Genomic DNA, 19822 nt, shown 5'->3' with positions numbered 1-19822 from the left:
TTATAATACAGCTTGTCATATACTGCTATCGATTGAATAAAAAGCGATTATGATGACAAAGGATTAATTAAAAACGACTGTTTTGTTTTGATGTACCAGTACACGATCTTCTGCGTGCCATTGCACTGCACGTGCTAATACTACACGTTCAATCGTACGACCAATACGCTTCAATTCATTTACATTGTCGCTATGACTTACACGTTGTACATCCTGCTCAATAATCGGGCCACCATCAAGCTCTTCTGTTACATAGTGAGCTGTTGCACCAATAATTTTAACACCACGATCATACGCTTGCGCATAAGGCTTACCACCTACAAATGCAGGCAAGAACGAATGGTGAATATTGATAATCCGATTACGGAAATGCTCAATAAATAACGGCGAAATAATTTGCATATAACGAGCAAGTACAATCAGATCAATATCTGAACCGATCACTTCTAATTGCTTTTGCTCTGCTTCTTTTTTCGTATCCGCAGTCACTGGAATATGATGGAAAGGAATACCAAATGATTCTACATAGCTACGCATATCATTATGGTTACTGATCACCATTGCAATATCTGCATCCAGATCACCTGCTTGCCAGTGCCATAACAATTCCACCAGACAATGATCTTCTTTGGATACAAAAATCGCTAGTCTTTTTTTGCGACTCACCTGATTAATCGTCCATTCCATTTTGAACTGATCTCCTACTGCTTGAAAATCACTTTCTAGCGCAGGTAGATTTTTACTTAATTCAGGTAGATCAAATTCGACACGCATAAAGAACATACCGCCTGCTGGATTCATCGTATATTGATCAGATTGAACAATATTCGCTCCATGTTCAAATAAAAAGCGTGATACAGTAGCTACGATTCCAGGGCCATCCGGGCAAGAAATCAGCATACGGGCGCGATTTTCTTGTTGTTCTTCTCTTGCAGTTTGATTTCGTTTTACATGTACTTCCATTGAATCTTCGTTCCCCCTTCAAATATCTTATATTACAATCTATGTCATGATGCTAAGAAAGTAAATATATTTATTCAAATTTATTAATATTCATTCAAAAAAATGTGTTTACTTATCCTGATATGATTAGCTATTCATAGACATTGGGTGCAATTAAAGAATACTTTTCCCTGCAAAGTAAGCAGTTAAACGGTGATTCAATGCTTCTTCACTCAACTCGGTAAATAATCCTTCAGCAATCACCATATCGTATAGACGTTCCATCGGTTCACGAGGGTCTGCTTTACGCGCTTTAGCATCGCTTTTCAGCATATCCCATGTTTCCAAAATATATGGACGTGCTTCAATCTGTTGCCCTTCAAAGAAATGATGTAATTTTTCTACATCTTCCAAGAAACCTGCTCCAAAGCGACCAGTTAGATCACCACGTAGCAAAGCAATTTCAGCTTCGTACATCGGACGCTGTGTTTTCGCATCTTTACCGATCCACGGCGTTTCCAAAATAAACGGACGACCTTTCAACTGATCATGATGCACAACACGACTAAGTGCTTCATAACCGATCCAACCCGAACCTAGTGTAGTATGACGGTCTTTGCCTGCGCCTGTTGGATTTTTACTATCGTTCACATGGACAACAGTAAGTCGATCCAATCCGATAAGACGATCAAATTTCTCCAAGACTCCGTCCAAATCATTAACAAGATCATAACCGGCATCATGGGTATGACATGTATCAAAACAAATCGTTAAGCGCTCATTATGAGGAACCATATCAATAATCTGCGCAATTTCTTCAAAGCTACGTCCTACTTCTGTTCCTTTGCCAGCCATTGTCTCCAACGCGATATTTACATCCGTTTCGGATACACCGGATAATACTTTTTCCAGACCTTCTGCAATACGTTTAATACCAAATTCAGCATCCATATCTGTAAAAGCACCTGGATGAAGCACGATATTACGCACCCCGATTTGATGAGTACGACGAATTTCTTCTTGTAAAAAATCAACTGCCAATTCGTAGATATTTTCTTTGTAAGAACCTAAATTAATGATATAAGGTGCATGCACAACGATTTCTTCTACACCCATCGTTTGCATTTTTTGTTTGCCTTCTTCAATAAATAACGTATCTATAGGTTTACGGCGCGTATTTTGCGGCGCTCCGGTATATATCATAAATGAGCTTGAGCCATATGTATCTGCCTCATTCGCTGCACTGAGTAACCCTTTACTGGAAAGTGATACATGGGAACCGATCTTTAACATAGTGTATTTCCTCCTTATTGTTCCGCTATTCGCGAATCTCACCTATTTTAACGTGAATACCAAAATAAATCTAGAAATAGCTGTGCTTTTCATCTTAAATTCATCGTCTGTTGATCAGATCACCTGTAGCAATTATGGGTAATCATTGAATAGAAGAATAATTAATGCTTAACATCAGTGGAATAAGATTAATCTATCTTATACATGGATAACTATATTGATTATATGACTGGATTCATAGATTGAATGTACTAATGTATTTTCAATAAAGATTATATAGAAAAAGAATGTATAGAATCGGATAAACATAATAAATATTGTTGATGTAAACAGACTCTACTATAGGCGTCACGAACAGGACATAGTGAACTCACTTTAGATTAAATAGGAGGATTTATATGAATATTGTTGTGTGTGGTGGTACAGGTTTAGTAGGTAGTCATTTGGTTCCATTTTGGCTTCAAGAAAATCATGATCTGACTGTAGTGACTCGTAAGCTTCCAGATACATCCAAATCTAATCCAGCAGTAAACTATATCACCTGGAACGATATGGAACAAAATCCTACTCAATTAGAAGGGGCAGACGTGATCGTTAATCTTTCGGGAGAGACGCTAAATCAAAGATGGACAACCAAAACCAAACTTGAATTAGTAGAATCAAGAATGAGAACGGTTAATATCGTTTCCAAAGCGATCGAGGCATTAAAGAAAAAGCCTGAAGTCGTTGTTCAAGCAAGTGCTATGGCAATTTACGGTACTTCAGATACGGAAACATTTGATGAAAATAGCCCTAAAAGAACGATGAATTTTCCTTCTAGCCTTGCAGAACAATGGGAAGCAGTAGCGGATAGTATCAAAGGTGTCCGTCTAATCAAGCTGAGAGTTAGTATTGTACTCGACAAACATAAAGGTGCATACCCGATGATGAGACTCCCTTATATCCTTATGGCTGGGGGTAAATTAGGATCAGGAAAGCAGTGGAACTCATGGATTCATATTGATGATATGGTGAGATTGATCGACTTTTGTGTTAAAAACAAAGCGATTGAAGGCCCGATCAATGCGTCTTCTCCTAATCCTGTACGTTATGCGGATCTGGGAAAAACGATAGCTAAAGTTACGCATCGTCCACACTGGTTCCATGTTCCAAGTATTGCGCTCAAACCAACATTAGGAGAAATGTCAGATATTTTACTAGATGGACAACGTGTTATCCCGAAAAAAGCAATGGATCATGGATTTACGTTTCTTTTCCCTGAGATATATGGAGCTTTAGAACATATCGAAAAAACGCAATAATTTAGAGATATTTAGAGATATGATGTAATGCGGTATCTTCTAATTATCAACTCTATAATCATACATGTAAAATAATAGACTGTTTGCTTATACTTATTATTTGTACAGGTTGGAAAAAAGAATAAAGGCGATTTCTTTAATATACTCTAAAGAAATCGCTTTTTTGCTGTAGTGTCTTACGTCTTTGCTGTAGTATCTTACTGCCTGACTCTTTTGCTATAGTATCTTAATTATTTAGCTTTTATCATTTATTAATCACAATGATAGTACATAGCTTTAAAATTATATCAACCTAACCGCAACGTATATACTGCTTGCGCAATAGTAAAAGTATCACCTTCATGTAAAAGATACTCTTTGTACGGTACGATTGGTTCTCCTTTAAGAATAGTTCCATTACGCGAACTTAAATCTTTGATCGTAATTTGTTGGTCACTAATTTCCAATTCTACATGATTACGTGAAGTGCCAGTCGATTTTTCCAAATAATGAACACCTTCTGCAGCTCTACCAATAATAAAGCTTCCTCGTGTTAAGCGGATAGGCTCCATCTGCATCGTTCCATTTTCTCTACGTTCTAAATATCCTGTAAAGGGTTGAACTCCCGAATGACTATAAGCCTGATCATTAGAAGCATCTTGTCCTAACAATACAGTTGCCATATGAGGAGAAAGCATCTCTGTACTATGATGAGATGATTGTTGTGAATAATTGTCTTCATGATAATTAGGTATAGATGAAGCCTGTGCTGAACGACCAAACTCTATAGGTGAACCTGTAGTAGAATAGGAGCCTGACTGTTGTTCATTTCTATTCATCATCGCATTTTGACTACGAATCGATAATTGTTCTGGTGTATCCGAACCAAAAATAGCAGCAATATTCTCATCCCGCCAGCGCAGCGGATCAGGTGCCGGTGTGGAAGGTATCGTTGCTGAAGCTAGCCCTCCTCCGCCTGCTAACACAGGATCTGCTTGCCAGCGCCAACTTTCGTTTCCATCTTCCTCTTCTGACTTCTTATTACGAACAAAAGAAGGCATTTGAAGCCCATTTTTAAGTGGAGATTTACCTTTCAAGATCATATAAATTACTAAACCGATCGCTACAGTCAAAGCTGTACAACCATACAACATAAAATCATTGCTATGCGAAAGATAGCCAAATTTCCAGATCATAGCTGTTACTAAAGCTCCTCCTGCTAGCAAATATGTTCGATGAGCTGAAGGCATCGGTTGTACTTCCTGATCTGGTGTCGGTTGTGTTGAGGTAGCTGAACTTTGACCTTTAGACATTTTGGTTGGCTTATGATTCTGCTGGCTTGGTAAAGAAGGCGCAGCTACTTCTGATAGATCTGTTCTTTTTTTCTTATTCTGCATATGTTGTAAAATAGGATTGTTTGCAGGTTGAGCTGGAATATTTACTTCTTGTTGGTATCTAGAATTAGCAGATAACGATTCTTGTGATGGTATAGCATTTGAAAATGACTGAACTTGCTTATTTCGTAATTCTGCCGGATCAATCCATTTTGAAGTAGCAGATTGAGCAGGTTGTGGCGTAAGATCTATCATTTGCTGTGGATTGCCAAGTAATTCAAGCAGTAACATTTTGATGCCTTTGATCGTAAAATCTTCTGCATGACAGTAACGCAAAATGCGCTGAATCTGGTTACCACTTAATTCAGCTACAGAAGTCATCCACCTGGAAGCCAGTTGACTCAAAATCATTTGTACAGGTTCTTCATTTAATGTTTCCATAACCGGAATATATGTAAAATGTAATGTGCCCGCTTGTAGTGAACCTTCTACAAAAATATATTCTTCATCCAGTACATAATTGGTCATCGACAACATATGCTGACTACTTTCTTCGAGAGTAGAAACCACTTGTAATAATAGACCTAGATACTCTGCAATGCCCATCATTTCGCCTTGCATACAATGTTTAAGCATTCGTTTGCCTGTAATGTCATAACGTAGTACAGCTTGTAGATCGACTTCTTGTAAATGAAGTTGTAACACTCCGCGAATACGAGAAGCTAGCATCATTCCTGTCTGTGCTTTACTCAGATCGCTATTTTGAAAACCTTGCTCACGACCTACAATCATATATGTTTTGCCATCTTGTACAAAATCCTGTGTTAATTTTTGCATGATCATACATGCCCCCTTACTTTCTTTGCCTAATATTAATGTGTATACAAGATACTCAAATGACAGCATGTGAATGATGAATCACTTATGCTGTGTAAGCAGATTTAGTTTTATGTGATAAAAAAATAACAAAAAGCGACTCCTGGTAATACGGCGGTCATAAAAGGGAATGTTAAAAATTGTTGGTGTTCAGCTTCTGTTGAGCGAATCGATTGTTTCCATAACACAGAACCTGCAAGCTTCCAGAATACTCTACGCATACGTACAATCGTTTCACGTCTCCACAGCATAATAAAGAGACCAATGATACCTGCGAAAATAATAGAATATATCATTACCTGTGCAGTCATTCCCATCCCAAACCATACACCGATCCCACCAAACAATTTCACATCACCTGCGCCTACAGCCTTCATCCAATGAAGAATAAGCATGATACCGAATCCCAATAGAAACCCTTTACCAGCAAAAGCTAGACCATCCCAACCAGACATTACCGCATGATATAGTAATCCACTGACTATAAATAAAATATTCAGTATATTAGGAATTTTGCGTTCTTTGATATCTGTCCAAAATGCCCATAATATAAAAACTCCACCGCCGATAAATATCGTTTCCATTGCTATTCTGTATCCCCTTTTAATATCCAAATAAATATTATAGTTTGATTATGAAGCTGCACTACCAATAACAGGTCGACCATCGTATTCTGCCACTTGGAATACACCTCTAACTTCTTTTCCATCTGCTGTAGTGATTGTGTAATTCGCCCATCCCGGTGTTGCATTAGAAGGGATTTTCCATGTCCAATTCACATTGCCCTCTGCATCGACTGTCGCCTGACCCAATCCCTGTGCAGTACTGTTTCCACTTTTATATTGAATATTAAGATGAACCGTTGTACCGGGTGGTGCTTTGGCTACAATTGAAATATTTGATTCTGGATGAGCAGGTGAAGGAACCGACACTACAGATACGCCTGTCTCTTTAGTGGCTTCTGCGACTGCATCTTCACCAAATTCTCCAGTATCTCCAATCCACAATCGTTCGGTTGCTCTTGCTTGCAACACAATCGGTTTAAAGATCAAAGGAATTTTGAAAGGTAATTCGTAACGGATCTCAATTCCAAAATACGGATGCGTTTTGGCTGTAAGATCAGGTACGGTGACTTGAGTGACATGAATACGTTCATAATCCAATTTATTTTCTGCTGATAGCTTCTGCATCAATGGTTTGATCATTGTATCGAGTGCAGGTGCAGATAATTGATTTTTCATTTCTTGTAACTTGATATCTCCACTACTTGCCGCTTCCATCATCCATGTATTTAGCGGAGCAGGGACAGAATCTTGATATTTGGATGCCAGTTCTGTAAATGTTAATTTGGGTAGTCGCATCGATTCAGCAGGCAGAATTTTTTTTGCAACCAAATTATCTGCGGCTAATTGAACAGGATACATATGAGTAGCTACATATCTGGCTGTATCAGAAGTTACATTTTGCATCGCTGTATATACCAACGTCATTTGCACTAAATAGACTAGAAAAATAGAAATAAATAAAAAAATCGGTAATACCATAGCGGCTTCTAATACGATACTGCCTCGTTCTCCATTTTTAAAAAAAGTACATTTTGCACGACGATTTGGAGAAGGATTTTTGAGTTCATATACATTATTAGAAGGTGAAGATTGGGAATGATAGGTATGATCAAATCGATCATTTGTGCTTTTGGAAGAGTAGGTAGCAACAAATCGGGATGCAGTGTTAAACACACCGATTTGCTGAATCCTATTTTTGCTTTTAATAGGAGTAATCTGCTTGTTTATCTGCATAATACACACCCTGTTCTATAGAACTATTCACGCTGGTTGAGTTCACCATTTTGATTACACCTGGTAAAAACCAAATAGGCATCGCTGTTCGTATATGAGCAGACGCATACGTATTTCGTTCTGCTGGATTGATATCTGTTAAAAAGCGAATTAACGCCAACATACGAGACATTTTTTTCTCATTACTAGGTTGCAACAAAAACAAACGCATATAATCTCGATATTCAAATTCTATCGGGAAATACGCCGATAATTTCGTTTTACCTGTATTGAGCAGTTCGATCATGTCTTTGATTGCCATCTCTACTCCATAAGCAACTCCTGCTGCAAGAACAGCTAGGGGATGCCCTAGATTTGCATTTTTAACAAGTCCTTCAGCAGTACGAATCGCAAGTCTCATTCCAAAAATTTCGCTATATGCCGCAGCAATATTAGCAGAAGGATCGTTAATACCGTAAATAATGTATTCAATCTGCTGATTACGTACTCCAGCCTCTTCAAGCGCATCTGTAATTGAGCCTTCTGATAACGTATCTAATAACCCTTGAAGCTGAATAATATCGAACGTATTAAAATACTGAATCGCATATTCATTTTGGAAAAATTCATTTCTTCCTGCTAGAAGAGCATCGGATAAACCACCAAATACAACATCCATCGCACCCATAGCGTTTTTGCTTTCTTTATAAGGATCATTATCCATAGTAGAGTCAGAGGTAGCTCCTCCATCTGCACCGTTAAAAGCGATACTTTCTTTGTAATATCCATCTACTTCATCGAATTCTTTAGCTAATAACCTTGCAGCAGCGGCTGCCCCTACGATTTGAGCCAACATTTTTTTAGCTTTTTTCAATTCTTCTTTTGCTTTCGCTTCTGAAGCTGCTTTTGTTTCTGTTCCTGATCTTGCTGCTTTGAGATCATGCTCGATCACACCCATGATTCCGTTAGGCGCTTTGCCTGTATAATTATCAATATATTTTTGTAAAAGCTTAGCGGTACGAATGGTACTGCTTTTTAACGAGTTAGCATCGCCAGTTGTTTTGGTAAGTTGAGCTGTAGCTTCTGTAATTAAGTTGCTAATAGCATACGTAGCTGTCGTGTAATCATCTTTTTGTGTTTTGATCGAACTTTCCATTTTGCCCAGTAGATCATCCGATAAAACAAGTTGTTCTAGATTTTTGCGAAGTTCTGCTAATTTAGCTTCCGATTCTGCATCTCCAGCATTCGATCCACCCGGTATATTTGTATTTCGTACTCGTTCATATGCTTCATTTTGTGTACGTGTTTTGGCTTCTTCAATAATGCGAGCAATTTCTTGATTATATTGTTTGATTTTAACCATAATTTCATTGGCGTCTTTGTACGTATTTTCGTGAGTATTAATTAGATCTTTGTAATCTCGTGACAAATTAGATAGAAATGTTTTAGATTTACTTTTGTACGCAGAAATTTTGGCTGTATTGATCGGACTTTTATCTTTTTTCTTACGCTTTTTATCTTCAGCTATCAAAGCTGTATAATTATTGAACTGAGCTGCAATATCGGCGACTGACGTAATCGCTCCTACATTTTTGTTAGCGATAGAATTTTTGACAGGATTCATAATTTTAGTTGTTAATTCTTGAACTTCACCTGCCGTTTTTTTCTGCAAAGCTATTAATTTATCTATTTCTTGTTCACGCTTATCATAGGGCTCGCGTACATCTTCTAGGACATTAACCGTTTGACTTGCTTCTTTTAGTACACCGGACATGCCTTTAAATTTATCTACAATTTCTATGGTGAAATCTATAGGCGCTTTATATTTCATTTCTTCTTGAATCTGGTGATTAAAAACATCATAACTTCCTAAAGGTCGACTTAATTGAATCGAAGTGTTAGCTGCTTTCATCGGAATTAATTTAAAACTATCTGTATTCTCGGTATAATTAAAATTCTCATTTAACGCCGTATCTAACAGTTGTGTAGGATCAGATTCTCCTGCAGCAAATAATCCGTATTGTTGTTGGAGATCGGTATCAAACGCAGACATTGCTGAACGAACAGCTGCATGTGCTAATCGCTCGGATTGTACTTCCATCGCTGCTATACGCGAGTAATCGATAAAAACTGCTGTAAATAAAAAAACACCTGCAAGTACAACAATCATAAAAATAGAGACAGCGCCTTGTGTATCTGCTAACTTGCGTAGTAATAACTTTTTCCAATATGTGATTTTTAGTCTTACTTGTGATTTACGTGCTTTTCTCAAAATGATTCACACTCCTGCTTCAACTACCTGCTGCTGTAGAAAACCATTGCAGTACGGTTCCAGCACGCCCCATGTTCATAGCCGTACCATATTTCCCCGTAAATTTGGCTCCGTAATAACGCATTAATTCAATCGTACGAATAAATTCTACTGGTTCCACAACAACTGAACTTGCGCTAACTTCACTTCGTAGTGGATGACCCAATTCACGTTCTAATGCCCCTAATGAAATAGGTTCACTTAAAGTTGTATTTACATTTCGCATCATCAAATGGTTGTTATACGTTGTATTCCCAGTCATTTTGCCCGGTATCCATGAAGCAGCCGCTGATAATTTAGTTGCTGGCAATGATCCACTACCTCCACCTGGAATAGCAACATTTGCTGTATTGGTAGCTCCTGCCCATCCAAAGAGTGCACTGATCATACTATCATCTGTAATACGCCAGTACAGACCATCATCTTGACCTTGCGGAAAAGCACCTGTATTTATATCTTTATGACTGTTATCCCACGTATACGCAGCACGCTCTGAAGTTTTGGATGCTGCTTGTTTGAGCATTGTATTTTGATATTGGTACATACACATAAATAGAATTAACAACGTTGTGAACAGGATAATAGGAAAAACGATGGAAGCTTCAAGTGTGAAGCTCCCTTTAGTATTTTTCCAAAAACGTTGGATATTCATATTAAGGTTGTTTAAATGTTTCGCTTTTAGTTTGAAGATGAGCAAGTAAACTATTAACAATACCAGTAATTTTTTCTTTAAAAGCTAAAGCAATAATCAAAATAACTGCTACGATAAGTACCATTTCTAATGTCCCAATACCTTCTTCATTACTCCAGAAGTTTTGAACTGCGCTCCATGAACCTTTAATTAAATTTGTCATTATATTTTCCTCCTACATATTCATCATCATAAATGCTGGCGTACCGACAAGAACCATAACTACTACAAAAATCAAAACCATAGGAAATACCATTTTAGAAGAAGCTTGTTCTCCTCGTACACGACTTACAGCTTTACGTTTATCCCACAACGTACGTGAAAGATCGCGTAATGCTAATCCAAACTCTCCACCACCCCGACGGAAATTAAGCAGTACTGTTGTTGTAAACACCGAAACTTCCTGAACTCCACATCGTTTACTGAATGACTCTAATCCTTGCTGAAAAGAGTAGCCATTCTCCATTTCACGTACCATACGATATAATTCTTTGTACAATGGATGATCTGCGTCTTCACCTTGTTTACGTTGTACACAACGTACAATCGCTTTTTGGACTGTTTCGCCTGCACCTACAAGAAGTACAATTTTATTCAAAAATTCAGGCAATTCCAGTAAAATATCTTGTTCACGTTCATGAACTTTTTTTTGCAGATCGCGGAACAATCCAACAGGAAGCATTACCGCTAGCCCTACTCCCATAACTAACCATGTCATACTACCGCCCGAGATCGCCGCCATCAACAATCCACCTGTTAGTAATAACCAGATATAGCCCGCCATTTCTGCAATATAAAGCAAGGTCATTTCACCGCTACGATGCACCCCAAAACCTTTTTGAATCGAGCTCTGAATCCGGTAAAACACCCCTGAAAATCGTGATACAAAGCGAATTTTTTCGAGCAATACCAACATAGCTGGTAAAAGTGGTCTTAGCTTAATCACTTCTAATGGTAGCTTGGCAAGCTCTTTATGTAACGTACTGGCACTTTGATTCAGTACGACCCATCCGATCACTAATGCTGTCGCCAACAACCCTTCCAACCATATCAAAAGCAGTTTGTTCACCTCCCTTCCAGCTTATTGTGATACTGGTTTACACTTTGATATTCATAAACTTCCGAATTAACCAGTAACAGAACCCCAATGCCGCCAAACAAATCGTAGAAATCACAATACCAATCGGATTACCATATAATGGCTTCATAAAGTCTGCTGCTGTTACATTTAAAAAGATCAGAAAGAAAAAGGGAGTCGCTACAAGCGCATTAGATTCAAATTTTTTCTGCGAAATCATAACGGATATCTCTTGCTGAATATCTAACTTTTCACCGATAGTTGCAGACGTTTTACGTACTACTTCTACCAGATCACCACCGGTACGCTTACACGTCACAAATACATCTGCAAAATTCGTAATATCTTCATTCATCGCTCGATCGCTAAAATCTTGTAATGCTTCTTCTATGGGTTGCCCATACTCCAACCGTGTAGTAATAATATTCAGTTCTCGAATCATATCGTTATCACCATCTGGATATAACATCCGTAAGTCCTGCGCTGCTTCGCGAAATCCATTTTCCACTGAACGTCCTACAGCTAGCGAAGATGACAATGAATATAACGCTTGTTTGAAATGGGAACTCAAAGCAGCACGTTTGCGTTCTAGTAAATGTTTGCGAAGTAACTTCGGCATAAACCATGCTCCTATCGCCAATACACTAGCAATAATCCATTGATGGTAAAATAAATAGCCAATCATCATAAACAAAACTGCGCACAATACAATACAGCTTATTCGCTGTAAAGCAGATAAATGATACACCGTATAATCAGCTAACTCTGCGCGCGGCTGTTCAGAACGTGCAAGTGGTGGAAGTGGCGACGAAGATGGATTAGGTACAGCAGGATTGACTTGTGCTACAGGTGTAGCCGGTTGCCTTTTTCCTGCTTGATTAGCTTTGAACATATTGTTCTCCTTTCTTCATATGTCTTTACGTAAATGCTGAGTAAATACGTTATACTCTGCTATGTTCCGCAGTAGGTGTATACATCGAAGCTAATTTACGCCATTCTTCGATTCCAGCAGCTCGTAATTTATCTGTATGAATCAATAGATTGCCTGTAGGTACAAGATCGCCGATAATTCGACCTTCTTTTTCACCAGACTCTTGAAATACGAATAAAGGATTCAAGACCACTTCACCATCTACCATTCCTCGTACTTCGGAAATTTCTACAATACGGCGTGAACGATCACGCAAGCGAGCCAAATGAACAAAAATATCAATCGCTGAACTAATCTGCTTACGTACGACTTGCATCGGTAGATCTGCTCCGCTAAGCACCATCGTTTCTAAACGACTGATCATGTCTACAGCGCTGTTAGCATGACCTGTAGATAATGAACCATCATGGCCTGTATTCATCGCTTGTAGCATATCCAGTGCTTCTGAGCCCCTAACCTCACCGACTACAATCCGATTGGGACGCATACGTAGAGAAGAACGAATCAGATCACGTATTGAAATTTCACCTTTTCCTTCAGTATTGGAATTACGTGTCTCCATAGAGACAAGATTAGGAATCGTTTTGATCTGTAATTCCGCCGAATCTTCAATCGTGATTACACGTTCATCCTCAGGAATGTATTGAGAAAGAGCGTTAAGAAAAGTAGTTTTTCCAGAACCTGTACCACCACTGATAAAGATATTAAACTTACTTTGAACAAGCGTCTGTAGCAAGTTAGACGCAACAGGAGCAATTGCGCCCATACGAACCAGATCACTCATCGTCATCGGTTGCTCTGGAAATTTACGAATCGTCATCGTAGGACCTTTAAGCGCAACAGGTGGAAGTACAATATTGACACGTGATCCATCTTTGAGTCTTGCATCAACAATCGGAGAAGATTCATTGACCACCCGGTTAACACCCGATACAATCGTCTGAATAATATCTTCTAATCGATCTCTAGATTCAAAGACTGTAGCATTACGCATCACTTGTCCATTACGTTCAATAAAAATATCAGTATGGCTATTGATCATAATCTCGGTCACACTTTTATCATCTACAAGCGGTTGTAAAATATCTAATCCACGAAACGAATCAAATACTTGCCGTACTAACCGTCTTTTCTCACCAGCTGTTAAGTTAGGATAACGTTGTTGATCTAATACTTTCTGCTCGATACGTTGCATCAGTTCATCATCATCGATAGTAAATGTTACATCTAATCCAGATCGTACTTCATCCCGTAATGTTATAAATAAGTCTTCGTTCACATTTCCACCCCATTAGTACTGCGAAGATCATATGTACCGGACTGGCATAATTTCAGAATATCTCGTTGAAAAATAGGAGAGCACCATAACAATTCGCTATTCGTCACTTGCTTCCAAGAAGGAACATATGCCAGTGTACCTTCTAATTGCATATCTTCTACCGGCAATACATTCACAATACTGCCGTTAAATTTGTTCATAATAAACGACGTTTTGGCTCGCAATTCCTGATACAAGCTTGCATAATGATTTTCCCAATAAGACATCCAGATCGCTGTTTTGTTCATACAAGGTAGATCATCCGTTAATAGCCATAACACTCGATCACTTTCTTGTAATGCCACCTGTATCCGGTCATGCCAGCTAGATTCTCCATCAATAACGATATGATCGTATTCACCACTATTTACAAGATAACGAATTAACATTTGCGTTTCTTCTTTTGTCATTCGCAATAATTCATTTAAATTCTCAGGCGGTTCAAACGTATCAGCTTTCATTTCTTCGGCATACACTGCGTATGAAGAAGGAAGATGAGTAGGCATTTCTTTTTTTTCAGCAAATGCTTGCAGATCATACAATAAGCGTGATAGTCCATTACCTTGTTCTCGTTGCTGATCCCAATGAAGTAACCATGTACTACTTGCTGATTCTAGATTCAGATAAAATACATGATGCCCGCTCATACTAAGTTGCTTGACCATATTAATTGCAGTGATCGATTTGCCACTACCTGGAACAGCAGAATGTACCATCGTTACAACAGTACGATTATCACGCCGTATTACATCTGTGCTTGCAGGCTTGGTCATTGCACATAATTGTTCTAGCAAACTTTGTAAAGGCTGATATTTCGCAATCGAAGGACCTTCAAGAGTTTTTTCTCCGTATTCATTTAGACAGACCCACCGATGTTTCTGAATATTTTCACTATCTAACCAGCTTTTAAGAAAAGAATCTTCTGCCGCTACCAACCCTGAATGTTCCCCACTATTCATATAGGTGCGAAATGTAGCTATATTCGAAAATGCTCTGATTCTTACTTTAGATCCATATTCACTGTCTCTTACATAGCGCAGTAACAATTCAATATACTGGCTATCTTCAACGCCCAGAACAATTTGTACTGGAGCCATAGACGTTCCCCCTCAAAAATGCAACAAAAAAAGCACCGTTTAAATACCACACAATATACATTGTGCGATGCTTAAACGGTGCTTCCGTTGCATGTGTTATCCAATTAACGATAGAATATCATACATTTTATAGGTCTGCAATACTATTTTACTAAAAAATTCAAAAAAATATTGAATAATATGAATATATAGTCTCACTTTTAGTTAGTATCTTTATGATTTAGTAAAGTATATATACCTATACAGTAGTCTAAATAACTATTTTATAGGTATAATAGATATTTACCATTTGTGTAGTACAAGTTTTTAATATAGAGATATTACATTATAGTTACATCTGTTGCATTTAATTAAGATAAGGTTAAATGGATACAGAGTAATCAACTCAGTCTATGCCAATCAGGAGAGGTGGAAAATTTATGTTTCAACGCCCTATTAACACTAAGCCATGGGCAGCTTTGCTTTTGACAGGAGCAATCTGTATGGCTTCACCTTCATTTATGTATGCAGCGGATACCGTTATGCCATTAACGAATCCTTCGTGGACTTCAACGTCCCTGTTCACCGATAAGATGGATAATGCTATCGCGACTCGTGCAACCGATGTACACGCGCTTCCATCTAAAAATCTGGTGTATGTACATACGCAGCAAGATATCCCTAATACAACCGGTCAGACGAAAAATAACTGGTATCTGGATACAGTCAAAGCTTTCGATATCAAAACGGGGAAACTGAAATGGCAGTACACTTTACATGAATCTGCGGGGCCTTACACATTAAATACAGATATGATCTATTCAAGTTATGGAACAGTGTATGTGTATGCCGCATATTCTGATGGAACATACAAACTTCACTCGATCAATTCAACAGGTAAACTCAACTGGGTCAAAACATTAACAGAAGCAAGCAGTATTACAATGCTCAAAGATAGTTCTTTATTAGTCTCTTCTCAAGGAACTGTAAATACAAAAGGTGTTGTCAAATCGACAATCAGTCGTTACGATTCTATGGGGACATTACTGAATACAAAAAATATTCAAGGTACTGTGCTCAAAGCAGAAGGCGATCGTATTATTGTGACTGCTAGTAACTTGCTCAAAAATCAAAATGGTTGGGAAGCTGTTCCTAATCCGAAGATCGATGTATACGGTCTAGCTTTGACCAAATTATATTCTTATCAGTTCCCTGCGAATATCAATATTTATGGAGATGGCAGTGACTCGATGTTTGTTCTAAAAGACAGCACCGTCTTAATTCGGACGAATATCGATCGTACCAAAAATAAAATGTTTGCATTCAATGCCAAAGGTAAATTGATGTGGGGACGCAATATTCCAGGTGGTTCACTCACCCAATCTACTGGCACTGGATACGTGGTTTATGATAAACAAATGATGAAATTATATAACACGTCTTCTAGCAAAGTGATCGCTTCTCGTGAATTAGAAGGTGAACCTTCTGCTGATTATACATGGGTACAAAAAACAAATGATGGTAATCTAGCTGTTAATTTGGATGATCGTACGTATATTTTATATCCAACAAATCTTTCAACTGTGCATGTATTCAAAAATAATGCGTTAAGTGCACCAAATGATTATGTGAACCATACTATTTATTCAGTAGATGAAGATATGCTTGCCAAAATGGTATTAAAATAATATCCTCTAGCTTTTGACCTTTAAAATAGTATTCAAAAAGCACCTCTATCCGATAAGGACAAAGGTGCTTTTTAATATATATCTTTTTAGTATAGAAAGAGATTAATCTATAAATCGTCCACGAATCTCTGGACTAGGTAACATACATTGATCTGATTTGCCAAACCAACGGTAACGGTTTTGAGCTACATAATTATAGACGGCATCACGGAATGGCTTCGGTACAAGCATTAATGCAAACATCATCGGCCATGGAAAACGTAATTTGCGAGCAATACGCAGTGCTCCTGTAGAACGAGTATAATACTTACCATTTTCGATCAATACAAAAGTATCCATCGTATCGGTGCGGATTCCACCGCGTTTGAGCAATTCTTGTCCTATCTCTGATTGAATCGAAGCAAAATGGAATGTTCCTTTAGGATCACGAGCAATAATGATTTTGGTTAAGCCCTGACAAAAGTGACACACTCCATCTACTAGCACAATAGAATGATCCCCATGAATTAATTGTTGTACTTCTGTTGATGTTTTATCTGTTGGATCACCTGGTTTGGATACTGGTGCTTGACTGGTTGCAGGTACATTAGCAGTTACCATTATAGTATTCCTCCTTATAAATTCATAACAGAATATAGAAAAAAGACGCAAGGGTACAAAACCCCCGCGTCTTCAATTTAATGAAAACTATTTACATATTAAGAAAGTGCTTTATCAATCAATTGACGATCTTGAATCTGTTGATTGATTTCGCCTGCAAATGCATCCATACATTTACAAATAAAATCTTTACGGCATACTGGGCAAGGTGTTGTTAACAAACGATTGATGTTTGTCATTTTCCACTCTGGGAAACGATTGTAAAACACACGGCATTGTGTTCCATCAGCAAGTGTCAAAACAAATTCGTACAAACCATCTTTTTCATTGATACCAGCTTTTTGTAATTCCGTAATATTCGGTCTATATGCCATTAATGATCACCCATTATCCTTTAAATTTCGGTCTAAAACAATAGAAATTCACCTATGTCATCTTAAAGAATTTTGCTTTGCCTGTCAACTCATTTTGATTGCGGGGGAGCAACAATATCGTCAAAAAGGCAATCATAGCAATAGATTTGATCATTTTACTTGTACAAATTTATTTTAAAAATACTCTGTTATCTACACTTACCCTTCTCTATCATTTTTAATCTTTTGATTCTAAGATAATGATCATTTTCAGCCTAAATTGTATAGATAAAATAAAAAAGAACCTGAAAATATTCAGGTTCTTTCATCTATTGTGCTTATTTAAAACAAATACAATCGAAATTAAACAATATTCAATTGTACATCAATATTTCCGCGAATTGCTTTGGAGTAAGGACAGAATTCATGTGCTTTTTTAGCAATGTCTGTCGCTTCTTCTTTTGATAATCCAGGAATATTAATATCCATACGTACGGATAGTTTGAATCCACCATCTGTATCTTTATCAAGCATAACGTTATTTACAATTGTAGTATCTTTTACATCTACTTTAGCTTGGCGTGCTACGTTTGCTAGTGCACTTTGATAACAAGCACCGTATCCTGCTGCAAATAATTCTTCTGGATTCGTACCTGTACCTCCGCCGCCACCTAATTCTTTAGGCATAACCAAGTCTACATCGAGTCCACCTGTAGTTGATTCCACTTTACCTTGACGTCCACCGTGGACTGTTACTTTTGCTGTATATACTGCCATTTCTTTTCAGCTCCTTGTAATAGGCTATTTTAGACCAACACTATATTTGTAAAGCATTTCTAGCAAAATGAAACGTAAGACACACAATGAACTCTATTTTTTGAAATTAAATTGTATCATGTTATAATAGGTTACCAAACAAAAAAGGGTGGTGGAGTATTAGTATGAGTGTCTATGATTACGCTGTTGATAATATTCGTGGAGAAAAAGTACCGTTAGAAAATTACAAAGGCAAACCTATGTTAATCGTCAATACAGCGAGTAAGTGCGGATTCACTCCTCAATTTGCCGGTCTTCAAGACTTATATGATGAGTTTAAAGATCATGATTTCGAAATTTTGGGATTTCCAAGTAATCAATTTGGTCAACAAGATCCTGGTTCTAACGAAGAAATTTCTGAATTTTGTCAGTTGAATTATGGAGTTACTTTTCCTATGTTTGAAAAGCTAGAAGTCAAAGGTTCTTCTGCACATCCACTTTTTCAATATTTAAGCAAAGAAGCTCCCGGGATACTAGGCTCCAAAGCAATTAAATGGAATTTTACCAAATTCTTAATTGATCGTAATGGTAAACCTGTCAAACGATATTCACCTCAAACGACCCCAGACAAAATACAAGCAGATATCCTTGAATTGTTAAAAAATGATACAGATTCTTCATCTACACCATCATAATTTTTTATAGCATCCTAAAATTTAATACAAAAAAGCCTTTTAAACCTAGAGACATATAAATATCTCTTACTGTTTAAAAGGCTTTTTGTGTTGAGGAATATGTAACTTTGTATTCGATAAAGCTTATAATGCGGTCGAGAGGACTCGAACCTCCACGGGTATACACCCACTACCCCCTCAAGGTAGCGTGTCTGCCATTCCACCACGACCGCGTACATATCACGTTCTTATAGCGAACCTCCATATTATACTATCCTGAACGTCACTTGTAAACCTTCTTATACTTCCCATACTTAATAAGCATAAAATGAACACTGACTACTACGCTTTGTTATATATATAGTACAAATTACTTCATATAAAAAGCCCGTCATTGAACGACGGACTTTGGAATACCTTATATTATTGATCTTGCTTTTTATTTTTGCGATACACTGTGAATTCAATATATTCTTTAATAAAACCTTTTTCCTGTTCTGACAGTATTTCATCTTGGCAATTCAATTGCCCCATTAGTTCAAAAAAATAAGGATCAGTCTGCTCTTTAATTAATTCAGGAAGACGTTCTTGCCCTGTAAGCAACCAATCCAGACTTGTGTTAAAGTAAGCGGCAATTTCTATAAGCTTATGTGTACCGGGTGTCGATTTGCCTCTTTTCCAATCACCAAAATTACCTGTACTGATTTTTAATTGTTCACAAAATGATTTTTTAGTAATCCCTTTATTCTTAATCAATATTTCGATTCGATCATAGATAGATTGCATATTGTACCTCCACTCCCGACGTTATTATCTTTAGATACTCAATTAAGTTATTTTTAT

19 protein-coding genes and 1 tRNA gene are annotated in these 19822 nt (G+C 37.6%); 3 read left to right on the top strand and 17 right to left on the bottom strand.

Annotated elements, in window-relative coordinates; translation table 11 throughout:
• Positions 1-63 precede the first annotated feature (63 nt).
• Both purU and QE450_RS02785 read right to left on the bottom strand, forming a co-directional pair.
• Positions 64-963, bottom strand: coding sequence for a formyltetrahydrofolate deformylase (gene purU, locus QE450_RS02790; RefSeq protein ID WP_274170625.1), 900 nt, complete (start codon positions 961-963; stop codon positions 64-66).
• 153 nt (positions 964-1116) lie between these two features.
• Positions 1117-2235, bottom strand: coding sequence for a deoxyribonuclease IV (locus QE450_RS02785; protein ID WP_274170626.1), 1119 nt, complete (start codon positions 2233-2235; stop codon positions 1117-1119).
• 398 nt (positions 2236-2633) lie between these two features.
• Here QE450_RS02785 and QE450_RS02780 point away from each other — a divergent pair, with 398 nt between their 5' ends.
• Positions 2634-3536 carry a TIGR01777 family oxidoreductase gene (locus QE450_RS02780; protein WP_301261618.1) on the top strand — a complete coding sequence of 301 codons (903 nt, stop codon included), beginning with the start codon at positions 2634-2636 and terminating at the stop codon, positions 3534-3536.
• A gap of 287 nt (positions 3537-3823) precedes the next feature.
• On the opposite strand, the gene QE450_RS02775 is transcribed toward QE450_RS02780, so the two are convergent.
• The 10 genes from QE450_RS02775 to QE450_RS02730 form a co-directional block, all read right to left on the bottom strand.
• Entirely contained in the window at positions 3824-5686 is a 1863-nt protein-coding gene (locus QE450_RS02775) for a DUF6382 domain-containing protein (RefSeq protein WP_307296706.1), read from the bottom strand.
• Between the two features lie 110 nt (positions 5687-5796).
• On the bottom strand, positions 5797-6309 hold the full coding sequence (locus tag QE450_RS02770; protein WP_273615318.1) for an A24 family peptidase: 513 nt from the start codon (positions 6307-6309) through the stop codon (positions 5797-5799).
• A 48-nt stretch (positions 6310-6357) separates the two neighbouring features.
• Complete coding sequence (locus QE450_RS02765; protein ID WP_307296704.1) at positions 6358-7524, bottom strand: TadE/TadG family type IV pilus assembly protein; 1167 nt, start codon at positions 7522-7524, stop codon at positions 6358-6360.
• Positions 7493-9775 (bottom strand): TadE/TadG family type IV pilus assembly protein, encoded by a 2283-nt coding sequence (locus QE450_RS02760; RefSeq protein ID WP_307296702.1) that lies wholly within the window; start codon positions 9773-9775, stop codon positions 7493-7495. The genes QE450_RS02765 and QE450_RS02760 overlap by 32 nt, the downstream gene beginning before the upstream one ends.
• A gap of 19 nt (positions 9776-9794) precedes the next feature.
• Positions 9795-10466 carry a TadE/TadG family type IV pilus assembly protein gene (locus QE450_RS02755; protein ID WP_307296699.1) on the bottom strand — a complete coding sequence of 224 codons (672 nt, stop codon included), beginning with the start codon at positions 10464-10466 and terminating at the stop codon, positions 9795-9797.
• A gap of 1 nt (position 10467) precedes the next feature.
• Positions 10468-10668, bottom strand: coding sequence for a Flp1 family type IVb pilin (locus tag QE450_RS02750; RefSeq protein ID WP_307296695.1), 201 nt, complete (start codon positions 10666-10668; stop codon positions 10468-10470).
• A 12-nt stretch (positions 10669-10680) separates the two neighbouring features.
• Positions 10681-11559 (bottom strand): type II secretion system F family protein, encoded by an 879-nt coding sequence (locus tag QE450_RS02745; RefSeq protein ID WP_307296693.1) that lies wholly within the window; start codon positions 11557-11559, stop codon positions 10681-10683.
• A 43-nt stretch (positions 11560-11602) separates the two neighbouring features.
• Positions 11603-12475, bottom strand: a complete 873-nt coding sequence (locus tag QE450_RS02740) for a type II secretion system F family protein (RefSeq protein ID WP_273615312.1) — start codon at positions 12473-12475, stop codon at positions 11603-11605.
• 49 nt (positions 12476-12524) lie between these two features.
• Positions 12525-13793, bottom strand: a complete 1269-nt coding sequence (locus QE450_RS02735) for a TadA family conjugal transfer-associated ATPase (protein ID WP_273615311.1) — start codon at positions 13791-13793, stop codon at positions 12525-12527.
• A complete protein-coding gene (locus tag QE450_RS02730) occupies positions 13790-14929 on the bottom strand; it encodes a P-loop NTPase family protein (protein ID WP_274170634.1) in 1140 nt (379 codons plus the stop codon). The genes QE450_RS02735 and QE450_RS02730 overlap by 4 nt, the downstream gene beginning before the upstream one ends.
• A gap of 419 nt (positions 14930-15348) precedes the next feature.
• On the opposite strand from QE450_RS02730, the gene QE450_RS02725 reads away from it, so the two are divergent.
• A complete protein-coding gene (locus QE450_RS02725; protein WP_307296688.1) occupies positions 15349-16596 on the top strand; it encodes an outer membrane protein assembly factor BamB family protein in 1248 nt (415 codons plus the stop codon).
• A gap of 102 nt (positions 16597-16698) precedes the next feature.
• On the opposite strand, the gene QE450_RS02720 is transcribed toward QE450_RS02725, so the two are convergent.
• The 3 genes from QE450_RS02720 to QE450_RS02710 all read right to left on the bottom strand — a co-directional run bounded on the left by QE450_RS02720 (position 16699) and on the right by QE450_RS02710 (position 18326).
• Positions 16699-17196, bottom strand: coding sequence for a thiol-disulfide oxidoreductase DCC family protein (locus QE450_RS02720; protein WP_273615308.1), 498 nt, complete (start codon positions 17194-17196; stop codon positions 16699-16701).
• 98 nt (positions 17197-17294) lie between these two features.
• Positions 17295-17570 carry a hypothetical protein gene (locus tag QE450_RS02715; RefSeq protein ID WP_273615307.1) on the bottom strand — a complete coding sequence of 92 codons (276 nt, stop codon included), beginning with the start codon at positions 17568-17570 and terminating at the stop codon, positions 17295-17297.
• Positions 17571-17912: 342 nt separating this feature from the next.
• On the bottom strand, positions 17913-18326 hold the full coding sequence (locus QE450_RS02710) for an organic hydroperoxide resistance protein (RefSeq protein ID WP_069327155.1): 414 nt from the start codon (positions 18324-18326) through the stop codon (positions 17913-17915).
• 164 nt (positions 18327-18490) lie between these two features.
• Between QE450_RS02710 and QE450_RS02705 the strand changes: the two genes are divergently transcribed.
• Positions 18491-19000, top strand: coding sequence for a glutathione peroxidase (locus tag QE450_RS02705; protein WP_273615306.1), 510 nt, complete (start codon positions 18491-18493; stop codon positions 18998-19000).
• Between the two features lie 129 nt (positions 19001-19129).
• On the opposite strand, the gene QE450_RS02700 is transcribed toward QE450_RS02705, so the two are convergent.
• Together QE450_RS02700 and QE450_RS02695 are read right to left on the bottom strand one after the other, a co-directional pair.
• Positions 19130-19212, bottom strand: a tRNA-Leu gene (locus QE450_RS02700).
• A gap of 190 nt (positions 19213-19402) precedes the next feature.
• Positions 19403-19765, bottom strand: coding sequence for a helix-turn-helix domain-containing protein (locus QE450_RS02695; protein ID WP_204825209.1), 363 nt, complete (start codon positions 19763-19765; stop codon positions 19403-19405).
• Positions 19766-19822: the final 57 nt, after the last annotated feature.

Source organism: Paenibacillus sp. SORGH_AS_0306, assembly GCF_030819345.1.
Taxonomy (GTDB): Bacteria; Bacillota; Bacilli; order Paenibacillales; family Paenibacillaceae; genus Saccharibacillus; species Saccharibacillus kyungheensis.
The sequence above is the reverse complement of the archived record's forward strand: the minus strand, read 5'-3'. Positions and strand labels throughout refer to the sequence as shown.

Excerpts from the sequence above, each read along its gene's own strand:
- purU (WP_274170625.1), bottom strand. The coding sequence starts at position 963 with ATGGAAGTACATGTAAAACGAAATCAAACTGCAAGAGAAGAACAACAA.
- QE450_RS02785 (WP_274170626.1), bottom strand. The coding sequence starts at position 2,235 with ATGTTAAAGATCGGTTCCCATGTATCACTTTCCAGTAAAGGGTTACTC.
- QE450_RS02780 (WP_301261618.1), top strand. The coding sequence starts at position 2,634 with ATGAATATTGTTGTGTGTGGTGGTACAGGTTTAGTAGGTAGTCATTTG.
- QE450_RS02775 (WP_307296706.1), bottom strand. The coding sequence starts at position 5,686 with ATGCAAAAATTAACACAGGATTTTGTACAAGATGGCAAAACATATATG.
- QE450_RS02770 (WP_273615318.1), bottom strand. The coding sequence starts at position 6,309 with ATGGAAACGATATTTATCGGCGGTGGAGTTTTTATATTATGGGCATTT.
- QE450_RS02765 (WP_307296704.1), bottom strand. The coding sequence starts at position 7,524 with ATGCAGATAAACAAGCAGATTACTCCTATTAAAAGCAAAAATAGGATT.
- QE450_RS02755 (WP_307296699.1), bottom strand. The coding sequence starts at position 10,466 with ATGAATATCCAACGTTTTTGGAAAAATACTAAAGGGAGCTTCACACTT.
- QE450_RS02750 (WP_307296695.1), bottom strand. The coding sequence starts at position 10,668 with ATGACAAATTTAATTAAAGGTTCATGGAGCGCAGTTCAAAACTTCTGG.
- QE450_RS02740 (WP_273615312.1), bottom strand. The coding sequence starts at position 12,475 with ATGTTCAAAGCTAATCAAGCAGGAAAAAGGCAACCGGCTACACCTGTA.
- QE450_RS02730 (WP_274170634.1), bottom strand. The coding sequence starts at position 14,929 with ATGGCTCCAGTACAAATTGTTCTGGGCGTTGAAGATAGCCAGTATATT.
- QE450_RS02725 (WP_307296688.1), top strand. The coding sequence starts at position 15,349 with ATGTTTCAACGCCCTATTAACACTAAGCCATGGGCAGCTTTGCTTTTG.
- QE450_RS02720 (WP_273615308.1), bottom strand. The coding sequence starts at position 17,196 with ATGGTAACTGCTAATGTACCTGCAACCAGTCAAGCACCAGTATCCAAA.
- QE450_RS02715 (WP_273615307.1), bottom strand. The coding sequence starts at position 17,570 with ATGGCATATAGACCGAATATTACGGAATTACAAAAAGCTGGTATCAAT.
- QE450_RS02710 (WP_069327155.1), bottom strand. The coding sequence starts at position 18,326 with ATGGCAGTATATACAGCAAAAGTAACAGTCCACGGTGGACGTCAAGGT.
- QE450_RS02705 (WP_273615306.1), top strand. The coding sequence starts at position 18,491 with ATGAGTGTCTATGATTACGCTGTTGATAATATTCGTGGAGAAAAAGTA.
- QE450_RS02695 (WP_204825209.1), bottom strand. The coding sequence starts at position 19,765 with ATGCAATCTATCTATGATCGAATCGAAATATTGATTAAGAATAAAGGG.